Source organism: Galactobacter valiniphilus (genome assembly GCF_003575975.1).
Classification (GTDB): Bacteria; Actinomycetota; Actinomycetes; order Actinomycetales; family Micrococcaceae; genus Galactobacter; species Galactobacter valiniphilus.
Window position 1 is genome coordinate 1 of record NZ_QQXK01000040.1, and the last position, 24,678, is coordinate 24,678.

Annotated in this window: 20 protein-coding genes and 1 pseudogene; 13 read left to right on the plus strand and 8 right to left on the minus strand. The window is 73.0% G+C overall.

The features are described from left to right. A pseudogene (locus DWB68_RS14755) lies at positions 1-188 on the plus strand (hypothetical protein); the annotation flags it as partial. Between the two features lie 32 nt (positions 189-220). Here DWB68_RS14755 and DWB68_RS14760 read toward each other — a convergent pair. Then, the gene (locus DWB68_RS14760; protein WP_119425886.1) at positions 221-469 is read right to left on the minus strand and encodes a hypothetical protein; all 249 of its coding nucleotides are present in this window, start codon (positions 467-469) and stop codon (positions 221-223) included. Between the two features lie 186 nt (positions 470-655). Between DWB68_RS14760 and DWB68_RS14765 the strand changes: the two genes are divergently transcribed. Then, on the plus strand, positions 656-1,438 hold the full coding sequence (locus DWB68_RS14765; protein ID WP_119425905.1) for an IclR family transcriptional regulator: 783 nt from the start codon (positions 656-658) through the stop codon (positions 1,436-1,438). 173 nt (positions 1,439-1,611) lie between these two features. Here DWB68_RS14765 and DWB68_RS14770 read toward each other — a convergent pair whose 3' ends face one another. Continuing rightward, positions 1,612-3,066: a DUF5979 domain-containing protein gene (locus DWB68_RS14770; RefSeq protein ID WP_119425887.1), complete on the minus strand. Its 1,455-nt coding sequence runs from the start codon at positions 3,064-3,066 to the stop codon at positions 1,612-1,614. A 243-nt stretch (positions 3,067-3,309) separates the two neighbouring features. Continuing rightward, positions 3,310-3,459, minus strand: a complete 150-nt coding sequence (locus tag DWB68_RS16340; protein WP_158588333.1) for a hypothetical protein — start codon at positions 3,457-3,459, stop codon at positions 3,310-3,312. 342 nt (positions 3,460-3,801) lie between these two features. Here DWB68_RS16340 and hutU point away from each other — a divergent pair, with 342 nt between their 5' ends. Genes hutU through hutH form a run of 3 tightly spaced genes read left to right on the plus strand, consistent with a single transcriptional unit; the run spans position 3,802 to position 8,394 of the window. Next, complete coding sequence (gene hutU, locus DWB68_RS14775) at positions 3,802-5,577, plus strand: urocanate hydratase (protein ID WP_119425888.1); 1,776 nt, start codon at positions 3,802-3,804, stop codon at positions 5,575-5,577. Then, positions 5,574-6,809 carry an amidohydrolase family protein gene (locus DWB68_RS14780; RefSeq protein ID WP_119425889.1) on the plus strand — a complete coding sequence of 412 codons (1,236 nt, stop codon included), beginning with the start codon at positions 5,574-5,576 and terminating at the stop codon, positions 6,807-6,809. The genes hutU and DWB68_RS14780 overlap by 4 nt, the downstream gene beginning before the upstream one ends. A gap of 31 nt (positions 6,810-6,840) precedes the next feature. After that, complete coding sequence (hutH, locus tag DWB68_RS14785; RefSeq protein ID WP_119425890.1) at positions 6,841-8,394, plus strand: histidine ammonia-lyase; 1,554 nt, start codon at positions 6,841-6,843, stop codon at positions 8,392-8,394. A gap of 27 nt (positions 8,395-8,421) precedes the next feature. Here hutH and DWB68_RS14790 read toward each other — a convergent pair whose 3' ends face one another. Next, positions 8,422-9,090: a TetR/AcrR family transcriptional regulator gene (locus tag DWB68_RS14790; RefSeq protein ID WP_158588334.1), complete on the minus strand. Its 669-nt coding sequence runs from the start codon at positions 9,088-9,090 to the stop codon at positions 8,422-8,424. Positions 9,091-9,251: 161 nt separating this feature from the next. On the opposite strand from DWB68_RS14790, the gene DWB68_RS14795 reads away from it, so the two are divergent. Further along, positions 9,252-10,187: an NAD-dependent epimerase/dehydratase family protein gene (locus DWB68_RS14795; protein ID WP_119425892.1), complete on the plus strand. Its 936-nt coding sequence runs from the start codon at positions 9,252-9,254 to the stop codon at positions 10,185-10,187. Here DWB68_RS14795 and DWB68_RS14800 read toward each other — a convergent pair. Next, a complete protein-coding gene (locus DWB68_RS14800; RefSeq protein ID WP_119425893.1) occupies positions 10,184-11,275 on the minus strand; it encodes an arginase family protein in 1,092 nt (363 codons plus the stop codon). The two genes, DWB68_RS14795 and DWB68_RS14800, sit on opposite strands and share 4 nt — an antisense overlap. A gap of 116 nt (positions 11,276-11,391) precedes the next feature. On the opposite strand from DWB68_RS14800, the gene DWB68_RS14805 reads away from it, so the two are divergent. Next, positions 11,392-12,318 (plus strand): aminoglycoside phosphotransferase family protein, encoded by a 927-nt coding sequence (locus tag DWB68_RS14805; RefSeq protein ID WP_119425894.1) that lies wholly within the window; start codon positions 11,392-11,394, stop codon positions 12,316-12,318. 4 nt (positions 12,319-12,322) lie between these two features. Here the strand turns inward: DWB68_RS14805 and DWB68_RS14810 are convergent, their stop codons facing one another. The 3 genes from DWB68_RS14810 to DWB68_RS14825 all read right to left on the minus strand — a co-directional run bounded on the left by DWB68_RS14810 (position 12,323) and on the right by DWB68_RS14825 (position 15,559). Beyond that, positions 12,323-13,927: a S8 family peptidase gene (locus tag DWB68_RS14810; RefSeq protein WP_119425895.1), complete on the minus strand. Its 1,605-nt coding sequence runs from the start codon at positions 13,925-13,927 to the stop codon at positions 12,323-12,325. Between the two features lie 35 nt (positions 13,928-13,962). Further along, positions 13,963-15,024: a hypothetical protein gene (locus DWB68_RS14815; protein ID WP_158588335.1), complete on the minus strand. Its 1,062-nt coding sequence runs from the start codon at positions 15,022-15,024 to the stop codon at positions 13,963-13,965. A gap of 94 nt (positions 15,025-15,118) precedes the next feature. Continuing rightward, entirely contained in the window at positions 15,119-15,559 is a 441-nt protein-coding gene (locus DWB68_RS14825) for a pyridoxamine 5'-phosphate oxidase family protein (RefSeq protein WP_119425898.1), read from the minus strand. 262 nt (positions 15,560-15,821) lie between these two features. Here DWB68_RS14825 and kdpF point away from each other — a divergent pair, with 262 nt between their 5' ends. The 6 genes from kdpF to DWB68_RS14855 all read left to right on the plus strand — a co-directional run bounded on the left by kdpF (position 15,822) and on the right by DWB68_RS14855 (position 24,272). Then, positions 15,822-15,914 (plus strand): K(+)-transporting ATPase subunit F, encoded by a 93-nt coding sequence (gene kdpF, locus DWB68_RS14830; RefSeq protein WP_119425899.1) that lies wholly within the window; start codon positions 15,822-15,824, stop codon positions 15,912-15,914. Continuing rightward, a complete protein-coding gene (kdpA, locus tag DWB68_RS14835) occupies positions 15,911-17,584 on the plus strand; it encodes a potassium-transporting ATPase subunit KdpA (protein WP_119425900.1) in 1,674 nt (557 codons plus the stop codon). The genes kdpF and kdpA overlap by 4 nt, the downstream gene beginning before the upstream one ends. 2 nt (positions 17,585-17,586) lie before the next feature. Beyond that, on the plus strand, positions 17,587-19,920 hold the full coding sequence (gene kdpB / locus DWB68_RS14840) for a potassium-transporting ATPase subunit KdpB (RefSeq protein WP_119425901.1): 2,334 nt from the start codon (positions 17,587-17,589) through the stop codon (positions 19,918-19,920). Positions 19,921-19,951: 31 nt separating this feature from the next. Beyond that, complete coding sequence (gene kdpC / locus DWB68_RS14845; RefSeq protein ID WP_119425902.1) at positions 19,952-20,566, plus strand: potassium-transporting ATPase subunit KdpC; 615 nt, start codon at positions 19,952-19,954, stop codon at positions 20,564-20,566. Between the two features lie 230 nt (positions 20,567-20,796). Then, positions 20,797-23,577, plus strand: coding sequence for an ATP-binding protein (locus DWB68_RS14850; protein WP_119425903.1), 2,781 nt, complete (start codon positions 20,797-20,799; stop codon positions 23,575-23,577). After that, on the plus strand, positions 23,574-24,272 hold the full coding sequence (locus DWB68_RS14855; RefSeq protein ID WP_119425904.1) for a response regulator: 699 nt from the start codon (positions 23,574-23,576) through the stop codon (positions 24,270-24,272). Before DWB68_RS14850 ends, DWB68_RS14855 begins: the two co-directional genes overlap by 4 nt. Positions 24,273-24,678: the final 406 nt, after the last annotated feature.

Sequence of the window (24,678 nt, forward strand, 5' to 3'; positions counted from 1 at the left end):
TCGACTTCGGTGACCAGCAGCGGGTCCGCTACCGCGGCCGCAACGTCGTCGAGCGGTGCTTCAACAAGCTCAAGCAATGGCGCGGGATCGCGATGCGCTCAGACAAGACCGCCCGCAACTACCACGCCGGCCTCTGCCTCGCCGCGACACTCCCCTGGCTCACCAGCACCTTTAGCAACACGGCCTAGGTGTCCAGCCCCAGCCAGTGGGCCGCCGTGTGCTAGAGCCAGCGCAGCACCTCGGCGCTCGCGACCACCACGAAGTGGATCAGGAGCACCACCACGAGGCCGGAGCCCTGCATGGCCCACCACCACAGCAGGAGGGCCGTGGTCCACAGCAGGCTCGGGAAGGAAGAGAAGTGCAGTCGCGATTGCCCGTCGGCCGGTGCCGCGACACCCGGCGCGGTGGGCACGGCGGCAGGCTCGAGGGCTTCGGCGCCGGCGGGGCGCGAAGACTGCAAGGAACGCATGAACCGTCTTTCCGGGTCCGCTGGATGGGCCGTGGACTCGGGCCGGCGGTTCCCCACAAACCAATCCGGACGATGTTGTTTTATCACCCTCCACACGGCGAATCTAGGGCGGTTTCAGGTATCTCTGTGGACGGCGTGCAGGCGGGGTTGTGTGCAGCAGACGGGGCTGGTGACAAGATGCTCACCATGGCACAGGCGAGCAAGGTCCCGGCGGCCCACAACACCCTGCGCATCCTGCGCTGGCTCTCCGAACGGCCGCGCCCGGTGTCGGCCGCGTCCATCTCGCGGGCCCTCGAGCTGCCGCGCTCCACGGTCTACGATCTGCTGGCCGTCATGGCCGCCAACGGCTTCGTGGTGCACCTGCCGGAGGAGCGCCGCTACGGCCTCGGCGTCGCGGCGTTTGAGCTCTCCAGCGCCTTCTCGCGGCAGGACCCGCTGGCTCGCCTGGGCGCCCCGCTGCTGCGCGGGGTCGTCGACGAGTTGGGGGAGAGCGGCCACCTCGCCGTCCTCGACGGGCGCGACGTCGTCTACGTGGCCGAGGAACGGGCCCGCCACCGCCCCTCGCTCGTCACCGATGTCGGCGTGCGCATCCCGGCCCATCTCACGGCGAGCGGGCGCTCCATGCTGGCGGGGCTGACCGCCGCGCAGCTGCGTGCGCTGTATCCGGGCCGCGAGTCCTTCGGCGCCCGCACCCAGCTCGGCACCATCACCTCGCCCGCGGCGCTCAAGTCCGAGCTCACGCTCACGCGCGAGCGCGGCTGGGCCAGCGAGGACGGTGACGTCACCGCGGATTTCGCCTCCGTCGCCGTGGCCGTGAGCGACCACCGCGGCCTGCCGGTGGCTGGGCTCGCGCTGACCTTCCTGAGTCATCGGCACGACGACGCGGCCCGGGCCGCGCTGGCCGCTCGCCTGTCGGCGGCGGCGGCGACCCTGTCCTCGCGGCTCTACGGCTCCCGCACCTCGGCCTAGCCCGCTCCCGACGTGAAGAAGGCCGGTCCCGCGGGATGCGGGACCTGCCTCCATGCCGCTGACACATGGCGCTGACACATGGGATGTCAGCGCCCGTGCCGTCCATGGCGGGCACGGGGGGGCGCAGTGGCGGGGACTTCCCGTACCGCACACGACTCCGCCGGACGGCCCGCTCAGTGGCGGGTCTTTCGGGCCGTGAGCGCGAAGCCCAGGCCCAGGCTCAGGAGAACACCGGCGCCGATCAGCAGCGGCCCCACCCCTGCGCCGGTGAGCGGCAGCTGGGGTGTGTCGGTAGGCGTCGTCACCGGCGTCGTGCTGGCCGACGGCGTGGTGTCCACGGGAGGGGTGGTGGTCGTTTCCGTGCTCGGCGGCGGCGTGGTCTCCGTGCTCGGCGGCACCGTGGGCGGCACCTCGAGGGTGTTCGTCACGGTGATGATGCTCGCCTCCGAGGGCTCGGAGGCGATGGTCAGACTCGTTGCCGAGAGCGCGGCGCCGGTCCAGGTGGCGCCATCGACGGGCGTAGCGGCGTCCTCGGAGAGCGACAGTTTAGCCCCGATCGGCAACTGCGCGCTGGTGACGGCCTCGCCGCTTGCCGGAAGCTCGAGGCTACCCTCCCCGGCGGGGTAGCCCTCGCCCGCAGGGTAGGAGTAACGCAGCGTGAACGTGGCGTCCTCCTGGACGAGGGACGAGCCGCTGCCTGCCAGGACCTTCTTTGCGCTGAAGGTGCCGGTGCGCAACGTGGCGCTGTTTGTCAGCGTCACGTTGGTCTGCTCGCCTCCCGTGAGGGCGAAGTCGTTGAGGGTGAACTCTGGGGCGGCCCATTCGATGGCCCCGGCGTCCGCCGGCTGCTCCTCGCTCAGGTGCACCACTGAACCGCGCGGGAACGCCTTGGAGACAAACGGGGTGGCGGCGGAGACGGGCCCGGTGGCCTTCTCCAGGAGTACGCCGGCCGCTGAGGTCACGGAGTAGCTGAGCTGGAACTCGAGGTCGGTGGAGACCTCCGCGTCTCCTGCCAGCTGCTTGGTGACGGTGAAGCGGCCCTCGTTGGTGCCGAGGCCGGAGGCGCTGCCGCCGTAGCGCGTGACGGAGCCCTGCACCTCCTTCACCACGCTCTTGCCCGAGGTGATGGTGGCGCTGTTCTCGTAGGTGCCCTGGAAGCCGGCGTCGGTGACGTCGACCCGGACGAAAGCGCGGTAGTACGCGCCCTGGGCGGCCTTGAAGGAGATCTTGAGCGGGTCCTGGCTCACCGTGTAGCGGCTGGCGTCTATGTCCTTGCACGCGGGGACCTGGTTCCCCTGCGCTCCGGTGACGAGCGTGGTGGCCTCCTGAACCGAGATGGGGTTCTGTGCGAGCAGCGTCTGCAGCGAGCCGAGCGTGTCCTCGATGACGACGTCGTCGCCGGCGTTGAGGCCGCCGACCGGGGCGGGGACCTCGATCACCCACCTGATGGTGTCTGCCTCGTTCTGGTAGTAGCCGTACTTGCGCCCCTCCATGCCCTTGAACTCGCAGTTCTCGGTGCAGGTCCAGCGCGGCTTGACCGTGGTGGTCACCTTGCCCGCGATGTCCGTGAAGTCGAACTCGTGGGAGACCTCGGTGGTGTTGTTCAGGACCGACTTGGCCCAGAACACGAAGGTGCCGTGCAGGCCGAGCGGGTTGGCCTTGAGGTAGGCCTGGTCGAAGGTGCACGTGAGCGTTGAAACGTCGGTGACGCAGGTGCCCAGGGGCTCGTTCGTGTCCGGCGTGAGGATCGGGAAGCGGTCCGGCTTGCCGTGCAGTTCCTGGGGGAGCGGGACCGTGAAGCCCGCCGTTCCGGTCGGTCGATCCGGCAGGGTCCACTCGCCCGTGAGCTTCGTGTCCGTCTGGTCGACGATCTACGCGTCCTCGAACTTGAGGTTGGACACCGTAGCCGTGGTGTCGAAGCTTGCGGCGGCGTGGGCGCTCGTCGGCAGGATGATCCCCCCGAGGAGCGCCATCGCGCCGGCCGAGATGACCGCGGCGGCGCGGGTGAGTCGTTGGCGCATGGTGCTCTCTTCTGACAGGTCACCGCGACAATTCTCCTTGTCGCGGTGCGGTGCAGAGGGTGTGCGGCGCCAGCCGCGGGGGAGCCCCCTGCCCCGTGTGACTGCCCCGCCGGCCCGTCCCCAGGGCCGCCGAAGCGGATGTCTTACCCGTGATGAGTGGGCCCGCCCCCGAATCTCGCCGCAAGCTGGGAAGTTTTTTCGGACAGCGTGACAAAACTGTCCGGTATTCCGGACAGTCGGGGTCAAAACCCCGTATCCGCGCGGCTTCCGACGTGGTGACATGGGACAAGTCGAGCGGAGGAAAGATCCGCACCCCGCACCAGAACCCTCGAGGAGCCAGCCATGTCCCTGCCAGGAGCCCGCCCCGTCCGCGCCCCGCGCGGCACCGAGATCAGCGCGCGCAGTTGGCAGACCGAGGCGCCGCTGCGCATGCTCATGAACAACCTCGACCCCGAGGTCGCCGAGCGCCCCGACGACCTGGTGGTCTACGGCGGCACGGGCCGCGCCGCCCGCTCGTGGGAGGCCTTCGACGCCATCGTCGACACCCTCACGGACCTCGCCGAGGACGAGACCCTCCTGGTCCAGTCCGGCAAGCCCGTCGGCGTCTTCCGCACCAACGTCTGGGCACCCCGCGTGCTCATCGCCAACTCGAACCTCGTGGGGGACTGGGCCACCTGGCCGGAGTTCCGCCGACTCGAGGCCGAGGGCCTGACCATGTACGGCCAGATGACGGCCGGCTCCTGGATCTACATCGCCACGCAGGGCATCCTGCAGGGCACCTTCGAGACCTTCGCCGCCGTCGGCACCAAGTTGCACGCCGAGGGTCGCGCCCCCGAGGCCAGCCTCAAGGGCACCCTGACCCTGACGGGTGGCTGCGGCGGCATGGGCGGCGCCCAGCCGCTCGCCGTCACGCTCAACGGCGGCGCCGTCCTCATCGTGGACGTGGACGAGACCCGCCTGCGCCGCCGGCAGGCCAAGCGCTACCTGGACGAGGTGGAGACCGATCTCGAGGTTGCCCTCGCCAAGGTGCTCGCCGCGAAGGCTGAGAGTCGCCCCCTGTCCGTGGGCTACGTCGGCAACGCCGCCGAGGTCTTCCCCGCCCTGCTGGAGCGCCACCGCGCCGGCGAGTTCTTCGTGGACGTCGTCACCGATCAGACCTCGGCCCACGATCCGCTCTCTTACCTCCCCACCGAGTACACAGTGGAGTCCTGGCAGGCCGAGGCCGCAGCTGACCCGGAGGGCTTCACCAAGAAGTCCCGCGAGGCCATGGCCGCCCAGGTCAAGGCGATGGTGGAATTCCAGGACGCCGGCTCCGAGGTTTTCGACTACGGCAACTCCATCCGCGACGAGGCCCGCCAGGCCGGTTACGACCGTGCCTTCGCCTTCCCCGGCTTTGTTCCTGCCTACATCCGCCCACTCTTCTGCGAGGGCCTCGGCCCGTTCCGCTGGGTGGCGCTCTCCGGTGACCCCGAGGACATCGCGGTTACCGATGCCGCGATCAAGGAGCTCTTCCCCGAGAACGAGCACCTGCACCGCTGGATCGACGCCGCCGGCGAGTTTGTGGAGTTCGAGGGCCTGCCCGCGCGCATCTGCTGGCTCGGCTACGGCGACCGCGCCAAGGCCGGCCGCCTCTTCAACCAGCTGGTCCGCGACGGCAAGGTCAAGGCCCCCATCGTGATCGGCCGCGACCACCTGGATTCCGGCTCCGTCGCCTCGCCCTACCGCGAGACCGAGGCCATGCGCGACGGCTCCGACGCGATCGCCGACTGGCCGCTCCTGAACGCCCTCACGGCCACGAGCTCCGGCGCCACGTGGGTCTCCCTGCATCACGGCGGCGGCGTCGGCATCGGCCGTTCGCTGCACGCCGGCCAGGTGGGCGTCGCCGACGGCACCGAGCTCGCCGAGGCCAAGCTCACCGCGTTGCTCACGAACGACCCGGGCATGGGCGTCATCCGCCACGCCGACGCCGGCTACCACCGCGCCATCGACGTGGCCCGCGAGCGCGGGGTCAGGATCCCGCTGCTGGCCCAGGACGAGGAGCTCGCGCAGCGCCTCGACGAGCGCGAGGCAGCGGGCACGGCGCCCGCGGCAGGCGCCGCCCCCAAGGCGCAGGCGTGAGCTCGCTCCTGCTGACCGGGATCGCGGAGCTGACCACGGTGGAGGAATCCACCGGGGTCCTCCGCGACGCCGCCGTCGTCGTGGAGGACGGCCGCTTCGCCTGGGTGGGGCGCGCGCAGGATGCTCCGGCGGCCGACGACGCGCGCGACCTGGGCGGGCGGGCTGCCCTCCCAGGGTGGGTGGACTCCCACTCGCACCTCGTCTTCGACGGCGACCGTTCGGCCGAGTTCGAGGCCCGCATGGCGGGCCGCGACTACGCGGCGGGAGGCATCCAGGTCACCACGGACGCCACGCGAGCGGCCGACGACGCAGGGCTGGCTTCGCTGCTCGCGCAGCGCGTGCGCGCGGCGTCGGCCGGTGGCACCACGTACCTGGAGACCAAGACGGGCTACGGGCTGACGGTGCCCGATGAGGCGCGCAGCGCGGCGCTCGCCGCCGCCGCGGTGGACGAGGTGACCTTCCTGGGGGCGCACCTGGTCCCTACCGGCGCCGACCCCGAGCAGTACACGCAGCTCGTGTGCGGGGACATGCTCGAGGCCGTGGCCCCGCACGCCCGCTGGATCGATGTGTTCTGCGAGCGGGGCGCCTTCACCCCGGCGCAGTCCCGGCGCGTGCTCGAGGCAGGCCGCGCCGCGGGGCTCGGCCTGCGCGTGCACGGCAATCAGCTCGGCCCCGGCGCCGGCGTTGACCTCGCCGTGGAGCTCGGCGCCGCGAGCGTTGACCACGTCAACCACCTCTCCGACGAGGACCTTGCGCGGCTCGGCGCCTCCGGCACCGGCGCGGGTGGCGTCAAGGTGGAGGGGACGGAGACCGTGGCCACGGTGCTGCCGGCCTGCGATCTCTCCACCCGCGCACCCCTGGCACCCGCCAAGCGCCTGCTCCAGGCGGGCGCCACGATCGCGATCGCCTCGAACTGCAATCCGGGCACCTCCTATACGAGCTCCATGAACTTCTGCGTCGGCACCGCCGTGCTGCAGATGGGGCTGAGCCTCGCCGAGGCCATCGAGGCGGCCACGCTGGGCGGGGCGCGCGCCCTGCGCGCCGATCGCGAGTCCCTCGCGGCCGGGACCCGGCCCCGCGCCTCGGGGAGCGAGGCACCCATCGGCCGGATCGCCGTCGGGCACCGCGCCGATCTGCACGTCCTCGACGCGCCCGCCGCCATTCACCTCGCCTACCGCCCGGGCATGCCGCTCACCCACGCCGTCTGGCGTGCCGGTGAGCGTGTCGCCTGAGACCCCCGTACCTGAACAACAAGGAAGACCCATGACGCAGAGCATCACCCTCTCCAGCTCCGGCACGAGCTTCGAGGACGTCCTCGCCGTGGCCCGCCATGGCGCCACCATCGAGATCGCGCCCGAGGCCATCGAGGCCGTCGCCGCCGTGCGCGAGCACGTGGAGCGCCTCGCCCGCGCCGAGACGCCCGTCTACGGCATCTCGACGGGCTTCGGCGCCCTCGCGACCAAGCACATTCCCTCCGAGCAGCGCGTGCAGCTGCAGAAGTCGCTCGTGCGCTCCCACGCCGCCGGAATGGGCGATCCCGTGGAGCGCGAGGTGGTCCGCGCCCTCATGTTCCTGCGCGCCAAGACCCTCGCCTCTGGCCGCACGGGCGTGCGCCCCGTGGTCCTCGAGACCATGGTGGGGCTGCTCAACGCCGACATCACGCCCGTGGTGCGCGAGTACGGCTCGCTCGGCTGCTCGGGCGACCTCGCGCCGCTCGCCCACTGCGCCCTGGTGCTCATGGGCGAGGGCGAGGCCACGGGCCCGGACGGCGTGCAGCGCCCCGTTCCCGAGCTCTTGGCCGCCGCGGGCCTGACGCCCGTGACGCTCGAGGAGAAGGAGGGCCTGGCCCTCATCAACGGCACGGACGGCATGCTCGGCATGCTCATCATGGCCCTGTCAGACCTCGACGCGCTGCTCTCCGAGGCCGACATCACGGGCGCCATGAGCGTGGAGGCCCTGCTCGGCACCGACCAGGTCTTCCGCCCCGAGCTGCACCTTCCGCTGCGCCCGCACCCGGGCCAGGCCACGGCCGCCGCTGACATGTTCACGGTGCTCGCCGGCTCCGGGATCGTCGCGAGCCACCGCGAGGGCGACACCCGCGTGCAGGACGCCTACTCGCTGCGTTGCTCGCCGCAGGTGGCCGGCGCGGGACGTGACACCGTGGAGCACGCCAAGCTCGTCGCCGGGCGCGAGCTCGCCGCGGCGATCGACAACCCCGTGGTCCTGCCGGACGGCACCGTGACCTCCAACGGCAACTTCCACGGCGCTCCCGTGGCCTACGTCCTGGACTTCCTGGCCATCGCGGTGGCGGACCTGTCCTCGCTTTCCGAGCGCCGCACCGACCGCCTCCTCGACGTGGCCCGCAACCACGGGCTGCCGCCGTTCCTGGCCGACGATGCCGGCGTGGATTCCGGCCTCATGATCGCCCAGTACACGCAGGCCGGCCTGGTCGCGGAGAACAAGCGCCTCGCCGTCCCGGCGTCCGTCGACTCGATCCCGAGCTCGGCCATGCAGGAGGACCACGTTTCGCTCGGCTGGCACGCCGCCCGCAAGCTGCGCCGCGCCGTGGACAATCTGCGTCGCGTCCTGGCCGTGGAGGCCGTCGCGGCCGCGCGCGGCATCGAGCTGCGCGCGCCGCTGACCCCCTCGCCCGCGACCGGCGCCGCCGTGGCGGCCCTGCGCGCGGGCGGCGTGGGCGGCCCGGGCCCGGACCGCTACCTCTCGCCGGATCTGCTCGTGGCCGAGCAGGTGCTCGCCTCGGGCGCGCTGCTCTCCGCCGTCGAGGCCGTCACGGGCTCGCTGGGCGGGCGCGCGTAGCGTCCGACCGGCGCGGCCTGGTGAGGCCTAGCCCAGCCCGAACGCGCTGGCGGTCCGCTCCAGCTCCCGCTCGAGGAGCTCGGCGCCGAAGGGCGCCAGCTCCGGCCCGAGCTGCCCGAACACCTCGGCGCTGATCGCGCCGATGAGCGCCGTCCACGCCCCCACCGCCTCCACGGCGGTGGGGGCGTCCGCGTTGAGGCCCAGCTCGCCCGCGGCGGCAGTCAGGAAGGCGCCGAGCGCGGGGCTCGGGCGCGCGCTCACGGGTGCCGTGCCGCCCGCGGTGAGCGTGAGGAAGGTGCCCATGACGCGTGTCCCGGCCTCGGTGGTTCCCTCCGCGGGGGCGGCGTAGCCCGGCACGGGGGAGCCGTAGATGAGGGCCCAGCGGCGCGGGTGCGCCACGGCCCACACACGCATGGCGCGCCCCAGGCGGAAGAGGGCTTCACGGCCCGACGCCGCGTGTTGGCGTCCGGCGGGCACCTCGCCGCCCGGGGCGGCGAGGGCAGCATCGACCGCGTCAGCCAGCTCGGTGTAGGCATCGGCGATGAGCAGGGTGAGCAGCTCGTCGCGGCTGGCGACGTGGCGGTAGAGGGCGGAGGAGGCAACCCCGAGGCTGCGTGCGATCTCGCGCAGGGACAGTTGCGCCGCCCCGACCTCGTCGAGCTGCGCGCGACCCTCGCGAAGGATGCCGGCGTTCATCTCGGCGCGCGCCTGTGCGTGGGTTCTGCGGGGTGCCGTCATGTCGCCTCCGGGCCAAGCTCACAACCAATTTAGTGAGCACCGCTCTTGATTCTCGGATCAGCATGCCATAGCTTCGTCGTGACAAACGGAGAGCACTGCTCACCATTTCAGGAGGGGTCATGCGGTACTTGGTCATCGGCGGGGGACAGATCGCGCGGGCACTGGTCGCGGACATCGAGGCGCGCGGGGAGGAGGCGGTGGTGCTGCGCCGCACCGCCGAGCCCGTGGGGAGCGCCCGGCTCATCGTGGGAGACGCCGCGGACGCGCCGACGGTGCTCGCGGCCGCCCAGGGCGCGGCAGCGATCCTGCACTGCGTCCACGCGGCGTACAGCCCCGAGGCCTGGCGCCGCGAGCTTCCAGGGCCGGAGCGCGCTGCCATGGACGCCGCCGCTGCGCTTGGCATCCCGGTCGTCTTCCCCGAGTCCGTCTACGCCTTCGGTGTGGGCGCTCAGCGGTTGAGCGAGGACAGCCCGATCGCCCCGGCCAGCCCGCTCGGCGAGGTCCGCGCTGAACTGCTCGCGGCCCGGGCGGCGCATCCGGCGCTCACCGCCTCCGTGGTGGCCTCGGATCTCCTGGGCCCCACCGCCTCGCGGACGGGTGCAGTCATCCTCGGTCAGGTGCTCCTGCCGGCAGCGGCCGGGAAGACCGCGTGGGTGCTCGGCGCTCCCGATGCGCCGCACGCCGTCACGGCGATCGCGGACCTGAGCGCGGCGATGCTCGCGATTGCGCGGGAGCCCGCCCGCTGGATTCCGGGCGGCAACGCGGTGCTGTTGGCGCCCACGGGCCCCGCCCGCTCGCAGCGTGCCATGGCGGGGGACGCGGCGACGCTGGCCGGAGCCAAGGGACCGAGCGTGCGCAGGCTGCCGGCCTGGTTGCTGCGCGGCCTGGGCGTGGCCTCCCCGATGCTGCGCCAGCTCCACCGCCAGCTCTACCTCTGGGACGCGCCCTCGCGCCTGGCCCCAGGGCGGCTCGTCACGGAGGGCGGGCTCGGGATCACGACGTGGGAGGAGCTGCTGCGCAGTACGCTCCCGGACGCCGCGGTACCTCGGCGCTAGGCCAGGGCCACGCGCCGCGTCACGACGTCGTGGAGGAGCCGGGCCGCCGCCTTGGCCGTGCGAGAGTCGACGTCGTAGAGCGGGTTGAGCTCCACGACGTCCACGAGCGCGAGCTTGCCGCTCAGGGCGGCCTCGATCGCCGCCGCGCGCACCACGGGGAAGGGGACCCCGAAGCCGGCGGGCGCCGAGACGCCGGGTGCCACCGCCGCCGGCATGAGGTCGAGGTCGATCGTCAGGTACAGCGCGTCCACCCCCGCGGCGAACTCCCGCACGAACGCGCGGACCTCCTCGATCCGGTCCTCCTGACAGTCCTCGTCGAGGAGGTAGCGCACGCAGAGCGCGTCCGCCGTCTCGAAGAGCACACGCGTGTTGTTCGGCTCGCTGATCCCCACCACGGCGTAGCTGAAGCCCTCGCCGCGCTCCTGAGCGTCGCGAGCGATCTGCAGGAACGGCGTGCCCGAGCTGGGCCGCGGGGCCTCGCGCAGATCGAAGTGCGCGTCAAGGTTGAGGATGCCCAGGCGCGGGGCGTGGGTGCCCGACGTCGCGCGCTCGGGTGCCGCTCGTCGCTCGGCCGCCGCCGGCGGCTGGGAGGCGGGAACCGTGCCGGGGGAGGGCTGGGAGCCGGGGCCGCCGGCGGCGGCCTGCCCTGCGCCGGAGCCCGCGGCGCCGTCAAGCAGCGCCTCCCGGAGCCCGAGATAGGAACCCCACGCCGTCTCGTGGCCGCCGCCGAGGACCGCCACGAAGCGGCCGGCGCCCAGCTGCCTGGCCACGGCGGTGCCGAGCCGCGCCTGGCCGTCCTCGAGGGCGTCGCCTTCCACGCTCACGTCGCCAGCATCCACGATGGCGCCGGGCTGGCCGCGCCAGGCCAGCGGGGCCAGGGCGCGGCGCAGGGCGGGCGGTGCGGCGGAGGCGCCGGTGCGCCCGGCGTTGCGGGCCACCCCCGCGTCGCACGCGAAGCCGACGATCGCGAGCCCTGCCTCGCCGGCGGCGGGATCCTCCGCCGCGATCACGGCCTGGTGCCAGCGGCGGTGCTCTGGCCCCTCGCCGTCGTTGCGTCCGGTCCAGGCGGGGTGCGGCTGCGTGCTCATGGGGCCATCCAAGCGCGTCGATCCGGGAATGTCAGCGGCTCGTCGGAAGGGTATGTCCGGGCGACCGGACGAATGAAGCGGGAGACGCGGCGGCGTTCCTTTGGCAGACTCTCGCCATGGAGACGCGCAACGGGGAACCGCGGGAGGCGGGACGGCACAGCGCGGCGGGCATCGACCCGGCCGTGGAGTGGGCGGCGGGCGTGCTCGGCCTGCGCCCTGAGGCCCTGGGCATCGGCTGGGAACGCGAACGCGAGTGGTCGCGCGTGCGCCGGCTCGATCGCCCCGGCGGACGCCGCGCGTGGCTCAAACAGGTCCCAGCCGGGCTGCACGCCGAGGCGGCCCTCACCTCGATCCTCGCCCGCGCCGGCGTGCCGGGTGCCCTGCCCGTGCTGGCCGCCGAGCCGTCCGAGGGATGGCTCCTGCTCCCCGACGGCGGGCCCACCTTGAGCGAGGCGCTCGGCGACGGCGAGGCGGACAGCGGCGCGGCGCTCGCCGGCCCGTGGGAGGAGACGCTGCGCGGCTACGCCCGGCTGCAGCGCGCGGCCGAGGCGCACGTCGACGAGCTGCTCGCGGCGGGCGTGCCGGACCTGCGCCCCGAGGCCCTGCCGGAGCTCGCGGAACGCCTCGTCTTCGAGGACGCCCCGGAGCTGGCGCACCTGCTGCCGCTCTGGGAAGCCGACGCCGCCTGCCTCGCCGCGTCGGGGATCCGGCCCAGCGTGCAGCACGAGGACCTGCACCCCGGCAACGTCTTCGCCTCGTCCCTCACGGCCTTCGACTGGGGCGACGCGAGCGTGTCCCACCCGTGGCAGAGCCTCACCGTGGCCGTCCAGGAGCCGTGGGAACTCGCGGCGCAGGAGGTCTATCTGCGCGAGTGGGGCCGCGATCCGGGCGATCCGCGGACGGCGGCCGAGCTCGCCGCCGCCCGGCGCCTGGGCTGTGTGGGTCGGGCGGCCTCCTGGGCCCGCGTGCGCGACGCGGTGGGTGTGCCCCCGCGCTTCGGGAACCCCGTGGCGGGCTGGCTCGCGCGCGGCGAGGACTGGTAGGCGCTCAGCGCCGCTTGAGCGCCGCCTCGGCGTTCAGCGTGCCGGAACCGAAGAAGCTCGTGCGCCCCTTGGAGGAGCGGCACGGCTGGCCGCTCATGATCTTCCCGGCGTTCTTGCACGTGCGATCCGTGGCGGAGGAGCGCAACTTCGACGCGATCTGCGCGGGCGTGAGCTTCCTGTTCTTGGCCTTGAGCAGCGCGGCCGTGGCGGCCACGGCCGGCGAGGCGAAGGACGTTCCCGTGACGGTCTCGAAGCTCACGCGGCCATAGGCCAGCTTGGCGGTGCCCTGCGAGGCCAGGTCCACGAGGTTCAGGCCCACGGTGGACCACTTGTCGATCTTGCCGTTGCGCTGGGTCATGGAGGCGACGACGACGCCGGGCAGCTCGGCGGGCAGCTCCACCATGGAGCGGGTGAGGCCCTGGCCGGTCTCCGCGTCCTCGAGGTTGGCCTTATCGGAGAAGTCGGCGCCGTCGTTGCCGGCGGCAGCGACGGTCAGGACACCGCGCTTCTGCGCGTAGGCCTGCGAACGCTTCATGGCCGTGATGACCGCTGCCTGATCGGCGTTGCGCGGGTTCCAGACGCCGCCCACGAGCGTCCCGGCCCAGTCCACGCCGTAGCTCATGTTCAGGACGGGCAACTTGTGCTTGATGGCCCACTGCTGGGCGCAGATGGAGGCCTCGGCAAAGATGGCGCCCTCCGCCGTGACGACGCGGACGGAGGCGACCTTGGCGCCGGGCGCGATGCCGCGGCTGGGGCCCACGCTCGTGGAGCCCACGATGACGTTGGCGACCGCCGTGCCGTGCCCGGCATCGCTCGCCGTGGGGCGCCCCTGCTTGGCGCCGGAGACGAGCTTGCCGCCCGCCACGCAGGAGGCGCCGAGCTTGGTGTTGACCTTGCCCTTGATGGCGGGGTTCTCCTCGAAGACGCCCTCGTCGGCCACGCCCACCGTGACGCCCTTGCCCGTGGAGATCTTGTTGGCCTGCACGGAGCGCGCCATCGTGGCGATGGTGCCGACGGAGGCCGCCGGCTTGCGGGAGGACTTCACCACGCGCACGGCACCGGGCTGCGGGGAGAGGATCCCGCTGACCCCCGCCGAGGACACGGCGGAGGAGCCGCGCAGGGCCTTGGTGAAGGCGTTGGCCTTGCTCTGCGAGGCACCGGTGGGCAGGGCGTACACGGCCACGGCGAGGCCGGGCCAGGACGCCGTGCGGGAGGCCTTGTGGCGCTTGGCGATCGCGTCGGCCTGCTTCAGGCCGCCAGCGCGCTTCAGGTTCACGATGACGGTCAGCCGCTCGCGCGAGCCCACGAGGATCTTGCTGGTGGACGCGGTCTTGGAGGTGGAGGCGGCCTGCGTGCCGCGGGCCCCCTCGCCCGTGGCGTCAAGGGAGTAGACGCCGTTGTCAGCGGAGCGCTGCACCGACACCACGGGAGCGGCGGTGGCCGGGGCCGAGCCACCGGTCTCCGGGCGGAGCACCGGGCTCAGGGAGGCGCCGATCAGGCTCAGCCCCATGGTGAGCGCGGCCGCCACGCGCCAGCGCTGCGCGCGTGCTGAGGTGGCGCCCGAGGGGGCGCTGGCCGCGCGGGGGGAGGCGGCGTCGTGGCGGCTCATGGCTGCTCCTGGGATGCGAGTGTGAGGAAGTGAGTCTAGGCCCAACCGAGGGCCAAGATCCTCGGCCCGACGACGTGTTGCACCCAGGCGTGGGCGGCGGCGTCGCGTAGGTGGAAACCGCCGCGGTCGGCGAGGCTCGGCGGGAGGCGACGGGCGGCCTGCGCCTCGAGGTCGGCGCGCGTGGGCTCGACTCCCACCTGGGCCCAGAGGGAGGCGGAGGCAAGCCACGCCTCGATGTCCAGGAAGCGCGCGCCCAGCGTGGAACGCCCCCACGCGTTGACGGCGTCGATGTTCTCCCGCACGGGCCCGTGATCGGGAGCGTAGGCGTTGGCGAAGAAACCCTGGCGCAGGAAGGCCGGGCGCTGCGGGGCGAGCCACGCGTGCTGGGCCTGCCAGCCGGCCACGATGTCCTCGGACTCCACACCCGCGGTGGTCACCGAGTTCTTTCCGCCGCCCAGGAAGAGAGTCAGATCGGCGCGGTGGCCCGGGGCCTGCGTGGGTAGGAAGCGGACGGAGTCGGGCACGCGCACGGGCCCGCCGGCGTCGGTGCGGGTGAAGGAGGGGACGGCCCGCTGGGGATCCCACGCGAGGACGCCCGTGACGTCGGTGCCCTCGACCCGCCCCGCGTACGGGCGGGACACGCGCGTGGTCAGGGGCGAGGCCACGCCCCACACGCGGCCGCCGGGCGTGACCTCGCGCCCGGGGAAGCTCAGGCGCGCGGGGGCCAGCCCCATGCGGGAGGCGATCTGCGCGTCGGTCTCGCCGGCCTTGGCGTCCTTGTAGAGGAGGGCGCCGAGCCGCTCCGCGAGGGCCGCGACGTGCGCGCCGGCGTACTCCGCCGTGGAGGAGCCCACGAGCCACCAGCGGCTCGTGTCAGAGCGCAGCGGGAAGACGGTGGACTCCGGGTCCCAGGGCACGTCGGCGTAGGAACGAGGGGAGGGGACCAGATCGGGATCGGTGACGGCCGTGGCCGGCGCGGCGCGCAGCGGGCGCGGGGCGCTGGACTCGGGCATGGCGGTGAAGCCGGACAGCGCGGCCACCGCCACGCCTGCGCCGAGCAGCATGTCTCGGCGTCGAATCCCCCTGCTCGACCTCATGCCTCCATGCAACCACCCGCCCCGCCGCGGCGGATCATCCCGGGGGTGACGATTGGGTATCGCTTGCCTCCACCCAAGGGATGAGGGGCGCGGCTCAGTCGGTCGGCTCGAGCTCCGCCTCCTCGGGCTCGGGGCCAAAGAGCACGGTGCGGCCGGAGACCTCGGTGAGGTCGATCGCGACGGTGTTCACCTTCCGCGTGGCGACCCACGGGCGCAGGCCGGCGGCGTCGGCCGCTTCGGCCTCGGCGTGGGCGGTGACGATGCGCGGCTCGCCGTGGACCACCACGCTCGTGGCGCCGAGCTCGTGCACCTCGTCGGCCTCGAAGGCGACCGGGTGGCCCACGGCGAGGCCGAAGAGCTTGGAGCCCTCGGCGGTGCGCAGGTACACGGTGCGCTCCACGAGCACGAAGTTCACGGGGAAGATGTCGGGGCGCCCCGCGAGCACCAGGGCCAGGCGGCCGAAGCTCTGGGACCCCAAGAACTCGAGGGCGGCGGACTCGTCGAGGACGGTGATGGGCTGTGCGCTGGTTTCCATGCTCGGACTCTAAGATATTTCGCCGCCCGTGGGGTCGGGAGGCCCGGGAATCACAGGAGACCGTGAGGAAAGCGGTCCGCTCCGTGAGTAGAACGTGAGGGCCCGGGGCGCGGCGAGCGCGTCGCGGCCAGGCTGGGGCGGTCGTACACCTCAACCCCCAAAGGAGTCCCCTCGTGGACGTGTTGATCGTCGCCGTCGTTGCGGCGCTATTCGTGGGCTTCGCCGCGCTCGCCGCGGTGCTGTCCAAGCTGGGCGGGGACGCATGATCGCCTTCGGCGTCGTCTCCCTTGCCCTCGGCCTCGCCACGGCCGTGTACCTCGTGGTGGCCCTCGTGAACCCGGAGCGCTTCGAATGAGCGTCGTGTGGGCCACCGCCGCCCTGGGCCTCGTCATCCTGCTCCTCGCCGCCGTGCACGTGCCGCTCGGCGACTACATGGCGCGGGTCTATTCCTCGCCGCGGCACCTGCGGGTGGAGCGCTGGCTCTACCGCGCCACGGGCGTGAACCCGGACGCCGAACAGAGCTGGCGCCGCTACCTCGGCGGGCTGCTCGCCTTCTCGGCGCTGGGCCTGCTGGCCGTCTATGCGCTGCAGCGGCTCCAGGCCTGGCTTCCCGGTTCGCTCGGCCTGCCCGCCGTGGAGCCGAGCCTCGCCTTCAACACGGCGGCCTCCTTCCTCGGCAACACGAACTGGCAGTCCTATTCGCCCGAGGCCACCGTGGGTCTCACGGTGCAGATGGCGGGCCTGGCCGTGCAGAACTTCCTCTCCGCGGCCGTGGGCCTGGCCGTGGCGATCGCCTTCGTGCGCGGGCTCTCGCGCCGCGGCGAGGCAGGCCTCGGGAACGTGTGGGTTGACCTGGTGCGCGGCACGCTGCGCCTCCTGCTCCCGATCGCCGTCCTGGGTGCGCTGCTGCTCCTGCTCGCCGGCGTCATCCAGAACCTGAACGAGCCCACCACGATCTCCACCCTCACGGGCGCGGCGCATGCGCTCCCCGGCGGCCCGGTGGCCTCGCAGGAGGCCATCAAGATGCTCGGCACCAACGGCGGCGGCTTCTTCAACGCCAACTCCGCCCACCCCTTCGAGAACCCCAACGCCTTCTCGAACCTGGTGCAGATCCTCCTCGTGCTCATCATCCCGTTCTCGCTGCCGCGCACCTTCGGCACCATGGTGGGCTCGCGCCGGCAGGGCGTCGCGATCCTCGCGGTCATGAGCTCCATCTTCCTCGTCTCTTACGCCCTCCTCACCTGGGCGGAGCTGAGCGGGGCCGGGGCCGCGCCGCAGGCAGCCGGCGGGGCCATGGAGGGCAAGGAGCAGCGCTTCGGCATCATCGGCTCCACGCTCTTCGCGACGACCACCACCGGCACCTCCACGGGCGCCGTGAACTCGATGCACGACTCCTACACCGCGCTCGGCGGCGCCCTGCCGCTGCTGAACATGATGCTCGGCGAGGTGGCGCCGGGCGGCGTCGGCTCGGGCCTCTACGGCATGCTCATCCTCGCGATCGTGGCGGTCTTCGTGGCCGGCCTGCTCGTGGGTCGCACGCCCGAGTACCTGGGCAAGCGCATCGGCCGCGGCGAGATCACCCTCGCGAGCCTCTACCTCTTGGTCACGCCCACGATCGTGCTGCTCGGCACGGCGCTGAGCTTCGGCGTGCCGGCCCTGCGCGAATCCATCGAGGGCACGAGCATCCTCAACCCCGGCCACCACGGCCTGACCGAGGTCCTCTACGCCTTCACCTCGGCCGCCAACAACAACGGTTCGGCCTTCGCGGGCCTGACCGCCAACACCCCGTGGCTGAACTGGGCCCTGGGCCTGGCGATCCTGCTCGGCCGCTTCCTGCCCATCGTGCTCGTCCTCGCGCTCGCCGGCCGCCTGGCGGCCCAGCGCCCGGTCCCCGTCACGGCCGGCACCCTCCCCACCCACACCCCGCTCTTCCAGGGGATGCTCGCGGGCGTCACGCTGCTCTTCACGGCGCTGACGTACTTCCCCGTGCTCGCCCTGGGCCCGCTCGCGGAAGGAACCCTCTGATCATGTCCGCCCCAGTTATCGATTCCCCCGCCCAGGGTGGGGTGCCCCCTGAACCGGAACGCCCGACGTCGGGCGGTGACTCCCAGCCCCAGCGCGCCTTGGGCGCGCGGGCCCTCTGGGCCGCCCTGCCGCTGGCCCTCAGGAAGCTCGACCCGCGCCGCATGTGGCGCCGCCCCGTCCTCTTTATCGTGGAGCTCGGCGCGCTGCTGCTCACAGCGCTCGCGATCGCCGAGCCGTTCCTCGCCCCGAGCGAGACGGCCACGCCCATCCCGGGCGGCTTCACCTGGGCCATCGCCGCCTGGCTGTGGGCCACGGTGCTCTTCGGCAATCTCGCCGAGGCCGTGGCCGAGGGCCGCGGCAAGGCGCAGGCGGACAGCCTGCGCAAGACCCGCTCGGAGACCCCGGCCCGCGTGCTGGCCACCTCCGGCGCCGGCGCCTGGGACCGCTCGGCCGACCCCGCCGGGCGTCGGGCCACCCTCGAGGAGCGCGCCTCCTCGGCCCTGACGATCGGCGACGTGGTGCTCGTCGAGGCCGGGGACGTTATCCCGGGCGACGGCGATGTGGTCCACGGCGTCGCGAGCGTCGACGAGTCGGCCATCACGGGCGAGTCCGCGCCCGTGGTGCGCGAGGCGGGCGGCGACCGCAGCGCGGTCACGGGCGGCACGCGCGTGCTCTCCGACCGCATCCTCGTGCGCATCACCTCCACGCCGGGCCAGACGTTTGTTGACCGGATGATCTCGCTCGTGGAGGGTGCCGCGCGGCGCAAGACGCCAAACGAGGTGGCGCTCGACGTGCTGCTCGCGACGCTCACGCTCGTGTTCCTCGTGGTGACGCTGACGCTGAACCCCATCGCCTCCTCCGTCTCGGCCCCCGTGCACCTCGCCGTGCTCGTGGCGCTGCTCGTGTGCCTCATCCCTACGACCATCTCGGCGCTGCTCTCGGCGATCGGCATCGCGGGGATGGACCGGCTCGTGCGCCGCAACGTCTTGGCGCTCTCCGGGCGCGCCGTCGAGGCCGCCGGCGACGTCTCGACCCTGCTGCTGGATAAGACGGGAACCATCACCTACGGCAACCGCCGCGCGGTGGGCGTGAACCCGCTGCCCGGCGTGGACGCGGACGAGGCGTGGAGCGCCGCCGTCGAGGCCTCGCTCGCCGACACGACCCCCGAGGGCCGCTCGGTGCTCTCGCTCGCGCTGAGCGACGGGCCGCGCACCGCCTCGGCCCTGGCCCACGCGGCCCTCGGCGGGACGCCGGCCGCGGTGGCGCTGGGCGAGGGGGCGGGCACCGAGGCGGACGCTCACCCGGCCGCGCCGGAAGGCGCGTCGGGGGCGGCGGGCGACGCCGCGCCGTCGGGCCTTGGACGCCTCACGGGCTCTCCCGTTGCCTTCTCCGCGACCACACGCATGTCCGGCGTGGACCGGCGCGATGGTTCCGCCCTGCGCAAGGGTGCCGGCTCCGCCGTCCTCGCCTGGCTGGACGCCGCCGGCAACGCCCCGGAGGCCGGGGTGCGCTCCGCGCTCGAGGCGGAGGTCGCGCGGATCTCGGCGCAGGGCGGCACGCCCCTCGTGGTCGCCGAGCAGGGCGCCGACGGCGGAGGGCGGGCGCTGGCCGTCATCCACCTCAAGGACGTCGTGAAGACCGGACTGCCGCAGAAGTTCGCGCAGCTGCGGGCCATGGGCATCCGCACCGTCATGATCACGGGCGACAACGAGGTCACGGCCCGCGCCATCGCGGCCGAGGCCGGCGTGGACGATGTGCTCGCCGAGGCGACGCCGGAGGACAAGCTCGCGCTCATCAAGCAGGAGCAAGCGGGCGGCCGCATGGTCGCCATGACGGGCGACGGCACGAACGACGCCCCGGCGCTGGCGCAGGCGGACGTGGGCGTGGCCATGAACACCGGCACCTCGGCCGCCAAGGAGGCCGGGAACATGGTGGATCTTGACTCCGACCCGGCCAAGCTCATCGACATCGTGGCGATCGGCAAACAGCTGCTCATCACGCGCGGCGCGCTGACCACCTTCTCCATCGCCAACGACCTCGCGAAGTACTTCGCGATCGTCCCGGCCATGTTCATGGGGGTGTTCCCGCAGCTCGCGGCGCTCAACGTCATGGGCCTGTCCTCGCCGGCCTCCGCGGTGCTCTCCGCCGTCATCTTCAACGCCGTGGTCATCCTGGCGCTCATCCCGTTAGCCCTGCGCGGCGTGAGGTACCGGGCCGTCGCCGCCTCCCAGCTGCTCGGCCGGAACCTGCTCGTCTTTGGGCTCGGCGGCGTCATTGCCCCGTTCGTGGGCATCAAGCTGATCGACCTCGTCGTGTCCCTGCTCCCCGGTTTCTGACATGCGTTCATCCACCAGGAAAGGTCTCCCCATGTCCCCGGCCACCGGCCGTTCCCCCTTCGGCCCGCTCTCCACGGCGCTGCGGCTGCTGCTCATCATGACCGTGCTGCTCGGGGTCGTGTACCCGCTCGCGATGGTGGGCGTGGGCAGGCTCGTGGCGCCCGCGCAGGCGGCCGGCTCGCTCGTGCTTGACGGTTCAGGGCAGGTGGTGGGCTCAGCGTTGATCGGCCAGGCGTACCTGCTGCCCGACGGCTCGCCGGATCCGCGCTACTTCCAGTCCCGGCCCTCCGCGGCGGGCGACGGCTACGACGCCATGAGCTCCGGCGGCTCCAATCTGGGCCCCACCAACCCGGAGCTCGTCGAGGCGATCCGCGAGCGCCGCGCGGCCGTGGCCGCGTTCGAGGGCGTGGCGCCCGGGCTGGTGCCGGCCGACGCCGTGACGGCCTCCGCCTCGGGGCTGGACCCCGACATCTCCCCCGCGTACGCGGCGCTGCAGGTGGCCCGCGTGGCCCGCGAGCGGGGGCTCGGCGAGGACGCGGTGCGTGCCCTCGTGGAGGCGGCGACCGAACGGCCGTGGATCGTCCTGCCCGGTCAGGCCCGCGTGAACGTGCTGCGGCTCAACGCCTCGCTCGACGCCGCGCGGTAGCCGCAGTCGAGGCCGCGCGGGCCGGGCACCCGCCCAGGATGCCCGGCCCGCGTTGGCTCCCGCCCGCCGTCGTGCCGCGCTGCCGGCCGGCGAGACCGGCCCGACGTCGCGGGCGTGAGGAAAGCGTGAGACTTCCGTCCAGCGCGGGCGAACCGGCCCCGCGCGGGGCGGCGGCGCGCGTAGGCTCGGCGCCAGTTCCACATCACCGACGTCTATGAGGAGCGCACGGCATGAAGGAAGGGCGGCTGAGGGTCTACCTCGGTGCGGCGCCCGGCGTGGGCAAGAGCTACGCCATGCTCGAGCAGGCGCACGAGTGGGCGCAACAAGGCCGCGACGTGGTGGTGGGGCTCGTCGAGACGCACGGCCGCGCCGCCACCGCCGCCCTCGTGGAGGGCCTCGAGGTGCTGCCGCGCCGCGCGGTGCAGCACCAGGGCGTGGCCCTCGAGGAGATGGACCTCGACGCGATCCTCGAGCGCGCGCCCGAGGTGGTGCTCGTGGATGAGCTGGCCCATTCGAATGCCCCCGGTTCCCGCCACGCCAAGCGCTGGGAGGACGTCGTCGAACTGCTCGGCGCCGGGATCAACGTGCTGACCACGGTGAACGTCCAGCACCTCGAGTCGCTTTCCGATGTGGTCGCGGCGATCACGGGGGTGCGGCAGCAGGAGACGGTCCCCGACGATGTGGTGCGCCGCGCCGAACGCGTGGAGCTCGTGGACCTGGATCCCGGCGCGCTGAGGGAACGCCTCTCCGCCGGGCTTGTCTACCCGGCCGAACGCGTCGACGCCGCCCTCTCCCATTACTTCCGGCTCGGCAACCTGACGGGCCTGCGCGAGCTCGCCCTGCTCTGGTTGGCCGACGGCGTGGAATCCGCGCTGCGCGACTACCGCCGCGAGCAGGGCATCGGCGAGCAGTGGGCCACGCGCGAACGCGTGGTCGTGTCCCTCACCGGAGGCCCGGAGGGGGAGACCCTGCTGCGCCGCGGCGCCCGCATCGCCGCGCGGACCGCCGGCGGGGAGCTGCTCGCCGTGCACGTGCTGCCGCAGGACGGGCTCACGCGGTCCGAGCCGTCCGAGCTGGGCCGGCAGCGCGAGCTCGTCGAGCGCCTGGGCGGTTCCTTCCATGAGGTGCGTGGCGAGGACGTGCCGAGCGCCCTCGTTGACTTCGCCCGCGGCGTCGACGCGACGCAGCTGGTCCTCGGCGCGAGCCGCCGCGGACGGCTGCGCGCCCTCCTGACGGGGCCGGGCATCGGCGCCACCGTGGTGCGCGAGGCCGGCGACATCGACGTCCACCTCGTCAACCACGCCCAGGCGGCGGGCGCCCAGCGGCTTCCTCGCGGCGGCGCGCTCTCGCGCTGGCGCCTGCTCATGGGCTTCGCGCTCGCCGTGGTCGGCGGGCCGGTGCTGACCTGGCTCATGTCCCACATGCACGGCGACGAGGCGCTGGTGGCCCACGCACTGACCTACCAACTCCTCGTGGTGGGGGTGGCGCTCGTGGGCGGCTGGTGGCCGGCGCTGTTCACGGCCGTGCTCTCCGGCCTCTCGCTCGACTTCTTCTTCGTCGCGCCCACCACCACGGTCTCGATTGCGGAGCCCATGCACGTGGTGGCGCTTGTCCTCTACATCATCAACGGGCTCCTGGTCTCCTGGGTGGTGGACCAGGCGGCCCGGCGCGCTCGCGTGGCCGGGCGGGCCGCCGCGGAGTCCGAGCTCCTCGCCCACGTGGCCGCGGCCGCGGTGCACGGCGAGTCCGCCGTGCCCGAGATGCTGCTGCGCACGCGCGAGGCGCTCGGCGCCCGCCGCGTGGAGCTCATCAAGGACGGCGCCCTCGTGGCGTGGGACGAGGAGCCAGGCGCCGAGGCGGCGCCGCTTCCAGTGCCCGACGGCGTGGGGGCCCGTTCGGCGGGCGGGCTCGCCGACCCCGGTACCGCCGTCCCGGGTCCCGCCGCCCCGAGTCCCGCCGCCCCGGGCGGCGAGGCGCGCGCTGGTGGCGAGCACGCGCCGTCGGGCATTGATGCCTCCGGGCGCATCCCGTGCCTGGCGCTGGACGGCGAGGACGTGCAGGGTGAGCCGGTGGGCGAGCGCGCCGCGCTGCGCGTGCTGGGAGGCAACGCGACGGCGGCCGACCGGCGGCTCCTGCACGCCGTGGCCGGCCAGCTGGCGGCGGCCATGGAACACGCGCGGCTGCAGAAGTCCGCGGTGGAATCCCGCGTGGTGGAGGAGGCGGACCGCGTGCGCACCGCGCTCCTGAACGCCGTGGGCCACGACCTGCGCCGCCCCCTCGCTGCCGCGGTGACCTCCTTGGGCGCCCTGCGCTCGGAGCAGGTGCGGCTCACCCTGGAGGACCGGCGCGAGCTGCTGGACACCGCGGCGGAGGCGCTCGAGACGCTCACCGATCTCGTGACCAATCTGCTGGACGTCTCCCGGCTCGAGGCCGGGGCGCTCGCCGTCATGACCAAGGACGTGCGGCCGGAGGACGTGGCGCTCGCCGCGCTCGACGAGTTGGGGCTCGGGCCCGCCGAGGTGCGCCTCGTGTGGCCGGAGGAGCCGGTGCTGGTGCTGGCCGATCCAGTGCTGCTGCAGCGCGTCCTCGTGAACCTGCTGGCGAACGCCCTGCGCTTTCAGCCCGACGGGGCCCCCGTGCGGCTGGCGCTCAGCGCGTTCGGCGAGTCCGCGCAGCTGCGGATCGTCGACACCGGGCCGGGCATCGAGCCCGAGCGGCGCGAGCGGCTGTTCCAACCGTTCCAGCGGCTGGGGGACACCGACAACTCCACGGGCCTGGGGCTGGGGCTCGCCGTGGCGCGCGGCTTCGTCACCGGCATGGGCGGGAGCATCGAGGCCGAGGACACCCCCGGCGGCGGGCTCACCATGGTCATCACCCTGCCGCGGTCCGCGCCGGGTGCCACGACGGGGACGTGGGCGGCGGTGCGGCCACGGCCACAGCAGCCGGGCGCGGCACATGAACAGACGGACCCGGCGCTGGCCGGGGAGACAAAGAAGGACGCACAGGCATGAAGGTGTTGATCGCCGACGACGACGGGCAGATGGTCCGCGCGCTGGGGTTGCTGTTGCGCGCCCGCGGCGACGAGGTCATCGCCGCGCGCGACGGGGCCGAGGCGCTCCAGGCCGCCACGGCGCGGCATCCCGATGTGTGCCTCGTTGACCTGGGCATGCCCAAGCTCTCCGGCTTTGAGGTGATCGAGGGGATCCGCGCGTTCTCCGCCGTGCCCATCCTGGTGCTGTCGGGCCGGACCGACTCGGCGGATAAGGTGCGCGCGCTGGACGCCGGCGCCGACGACTACGTGACCAAGCCCTTTGGCGTGGACGAGCTGCTGGCTCGCCTGCGCGCGCTGGTCCGCCGCTCGGGGCACGACGGCGCGGCGGCGCCCCTGCCCGAGGCGGTGGTGCGTCTGGGCGAGGTGAGCGTGGACGTGGGGGCGCACGTCGTGGAACGCGGCGGGGTGCCGGTGCGGCTCACGCCGACCGAGTGGAAGTTCCTGGAGACGCTGGTGCGCAATGCGGGCAAGCTCGTGACGCGGCAGATGCTGTACCGGGAGATCTGGGGAACCGACGATGTGCAGGACACCGGGTACCTGCGCCTGTACGTCTCTCAACTGCGCCGCAAGCTGGAGGCAGACCCCGCGCATCCCGTGCACCTCCTGACGGAACAGGGCATGGGGTACCGGCTGGTGCTGGAGCCGCAAGAGTAGGGGCGTCGGTCGGGGCCAGGACCGGGGCCGGAAGCCCGGCGGGGCGAGCGTCGGCGACGGGCTGGGGTTGGTCGGGGAGCGGCTGGCGAAGCCGGGCCCGAAGCCGGGCCTGAGCCCGGGGGAGTCCCCGATTTTGCGTGCCTCCGATTCTCGTGTAAGCTTGTCTCTTGTCGCCGAGACGCCCCGGGAACGGGGTGAGGGCCTGGAAAGGCTTTCTTCGGCAGACCAAAGAAGCTTCATTGTAGTGATCCTGGTTGTTTTGACCGGGGGTAGCTGGTGGGGTGTTCGTTGTTTGAGAACTCAATAGTGTGCCAAGTTTGTTGACACCGTTTTTATTTGAAATGGTGTTGCTTGCCGTCCTCACCCCGTGAGGGCGATGTGAGCGATAGCCATGGAACAAATTGAT

What these genes read in the sequence shown, in the direction of transcription:
- DWB68_RS14760 (WP_119425886.1), bottom strand. Translation starts at nt 469, where the DNA reads ATGCGTTCCTTGCAGTCTTCGCGCCCCGCCGGCGCCGAAGCCCTCGAG.
- DWB68_RS14765 (WP_119425905.1), top strand. Translation starts at nt 656, where the DNA reads ATGGCACAGGCGAGCAAGGTCCCGGCGGCCCACAACACCCTGCGCATC.
- DWB68_RS16340 (WP_158588333.1), bottom strand. Translation starts at nt 3,459, where the DNA reads ATGCGCCAACGACTCACCCGCGCCGCCGCGGTCATCTCGGCCGGCGCG.
- hutU (WP_119425888.1), top strand. Translation starts at nt 3,802, where the DNA reads ATGTCCCTGCCAGGAGCCCGCCCCGTCCGCGCCCCGCGCGGCACCGAG.
- hutH (WP_119425890.1), top strand. Translation starts at nt 6,841, where the DNA reads ATGACGCAGAGCATCACCCTCTCCAGCTCCGGCACGAGCTTCGAGGAC.
- DWB68_RS14790 (WP_158588334.1), bottom strand. Translation starts at nt 9,090, where the DNA reads ATGAACGCCGGCATCCTTCGCGAGGGTCGCGCGCAGCTCGACGAGGTC.
- DWB68_RS14795 (WP_119425892.1), top strand. Translation starts at nt 9,252, where the DNA reads ATGCGGTACTTGGTCATCGGCGGGGGACAGATCGCGCGGGCACTGGTC.
- DWB68_RS14800 (WP_119425893.1), bottom strand. Translation starts at nt 11,275, where the DNA reads ATGAGCACGCAGCCGCACCCCGCCTGGACCGGACGCAACGACGGCGAG.
- DWB68_RS14805 (WP_119425894.1), top strand. Translation starts at nt 11,392, where the DNA reads ATGGAGACGCGCAACGGGGAACCGCGGGAGGCGGGACGGCACAGCGCG.
- DWB68_RS14810 (WP_119425895.1), bottom strand. Translation starts at nt 13,927, where the DNA reads ATGAGCCGCCACGACGCCGCCTCCCCCCGCGCGGCCAGCGCCCCCTCG.
- DWB68_RS14815 (WP_158588335.1), bottom strand. Translation starts at nt 15,024, where the DNA reads ATGAGGTCGAGCAGGGGGATTCGACGCCGAGACATGCTGCTCGGCGCA.
- DWB68_RS14825 (WP_119425898.1), bottom strand. Translation starts at nt 15,559, where the DNA reads ATGGAAACCAGCGCACAGCCCATCACCGTCCTCGACGAGTCCGCCGCC.
- kdpF (WP_119425899.1), top strand. Translation starts at nt 15,822, where the DNA reads ATGATCGCCTTCGGCGTCGTCTCCCTTGCCCTCGGCCTCGCCACGGCC.
- kdpA (WP_119425900.1), top strand. Translation starts at nt 15,911, where the DNA reads ATGAGCGTCGTGTGGGCCACCGCCGCCCTGGGCCTCGTCATCCTGCTC.
- kdpB (WP_119425901.1), top strand. Translation starts at nt 17,587, where the DNA reads ATGTCCGCCCCAGTTATCGATTCCCCCGCCCAGGGTGGGGTGCCCCCT.
- kdpC (WP_119425902.1), top strand. Translation starts at nt 19,952, where the DNA reads ATGTCCCCGGCCACCGGCCGTTCCCCCTTCGGCCCGCTCTCCACGGCG.
- DWB68_RS14850 (WP_119425903.1), top strand. Translation starts at nt 20,797, where the DNA reads ATGAAGGAAGGGCGGCTGAGGGTCTACCTCGGTGCGGCGCCCGGCGTG.
- DWB68_RS14855 (WP_119425904.1), top strand. Translation starts at nt 23,574, where the DNA reads ATGAAGGTGTTGATCGCCGACGACGACGGGCAGATGGTCCGCGCGCTG.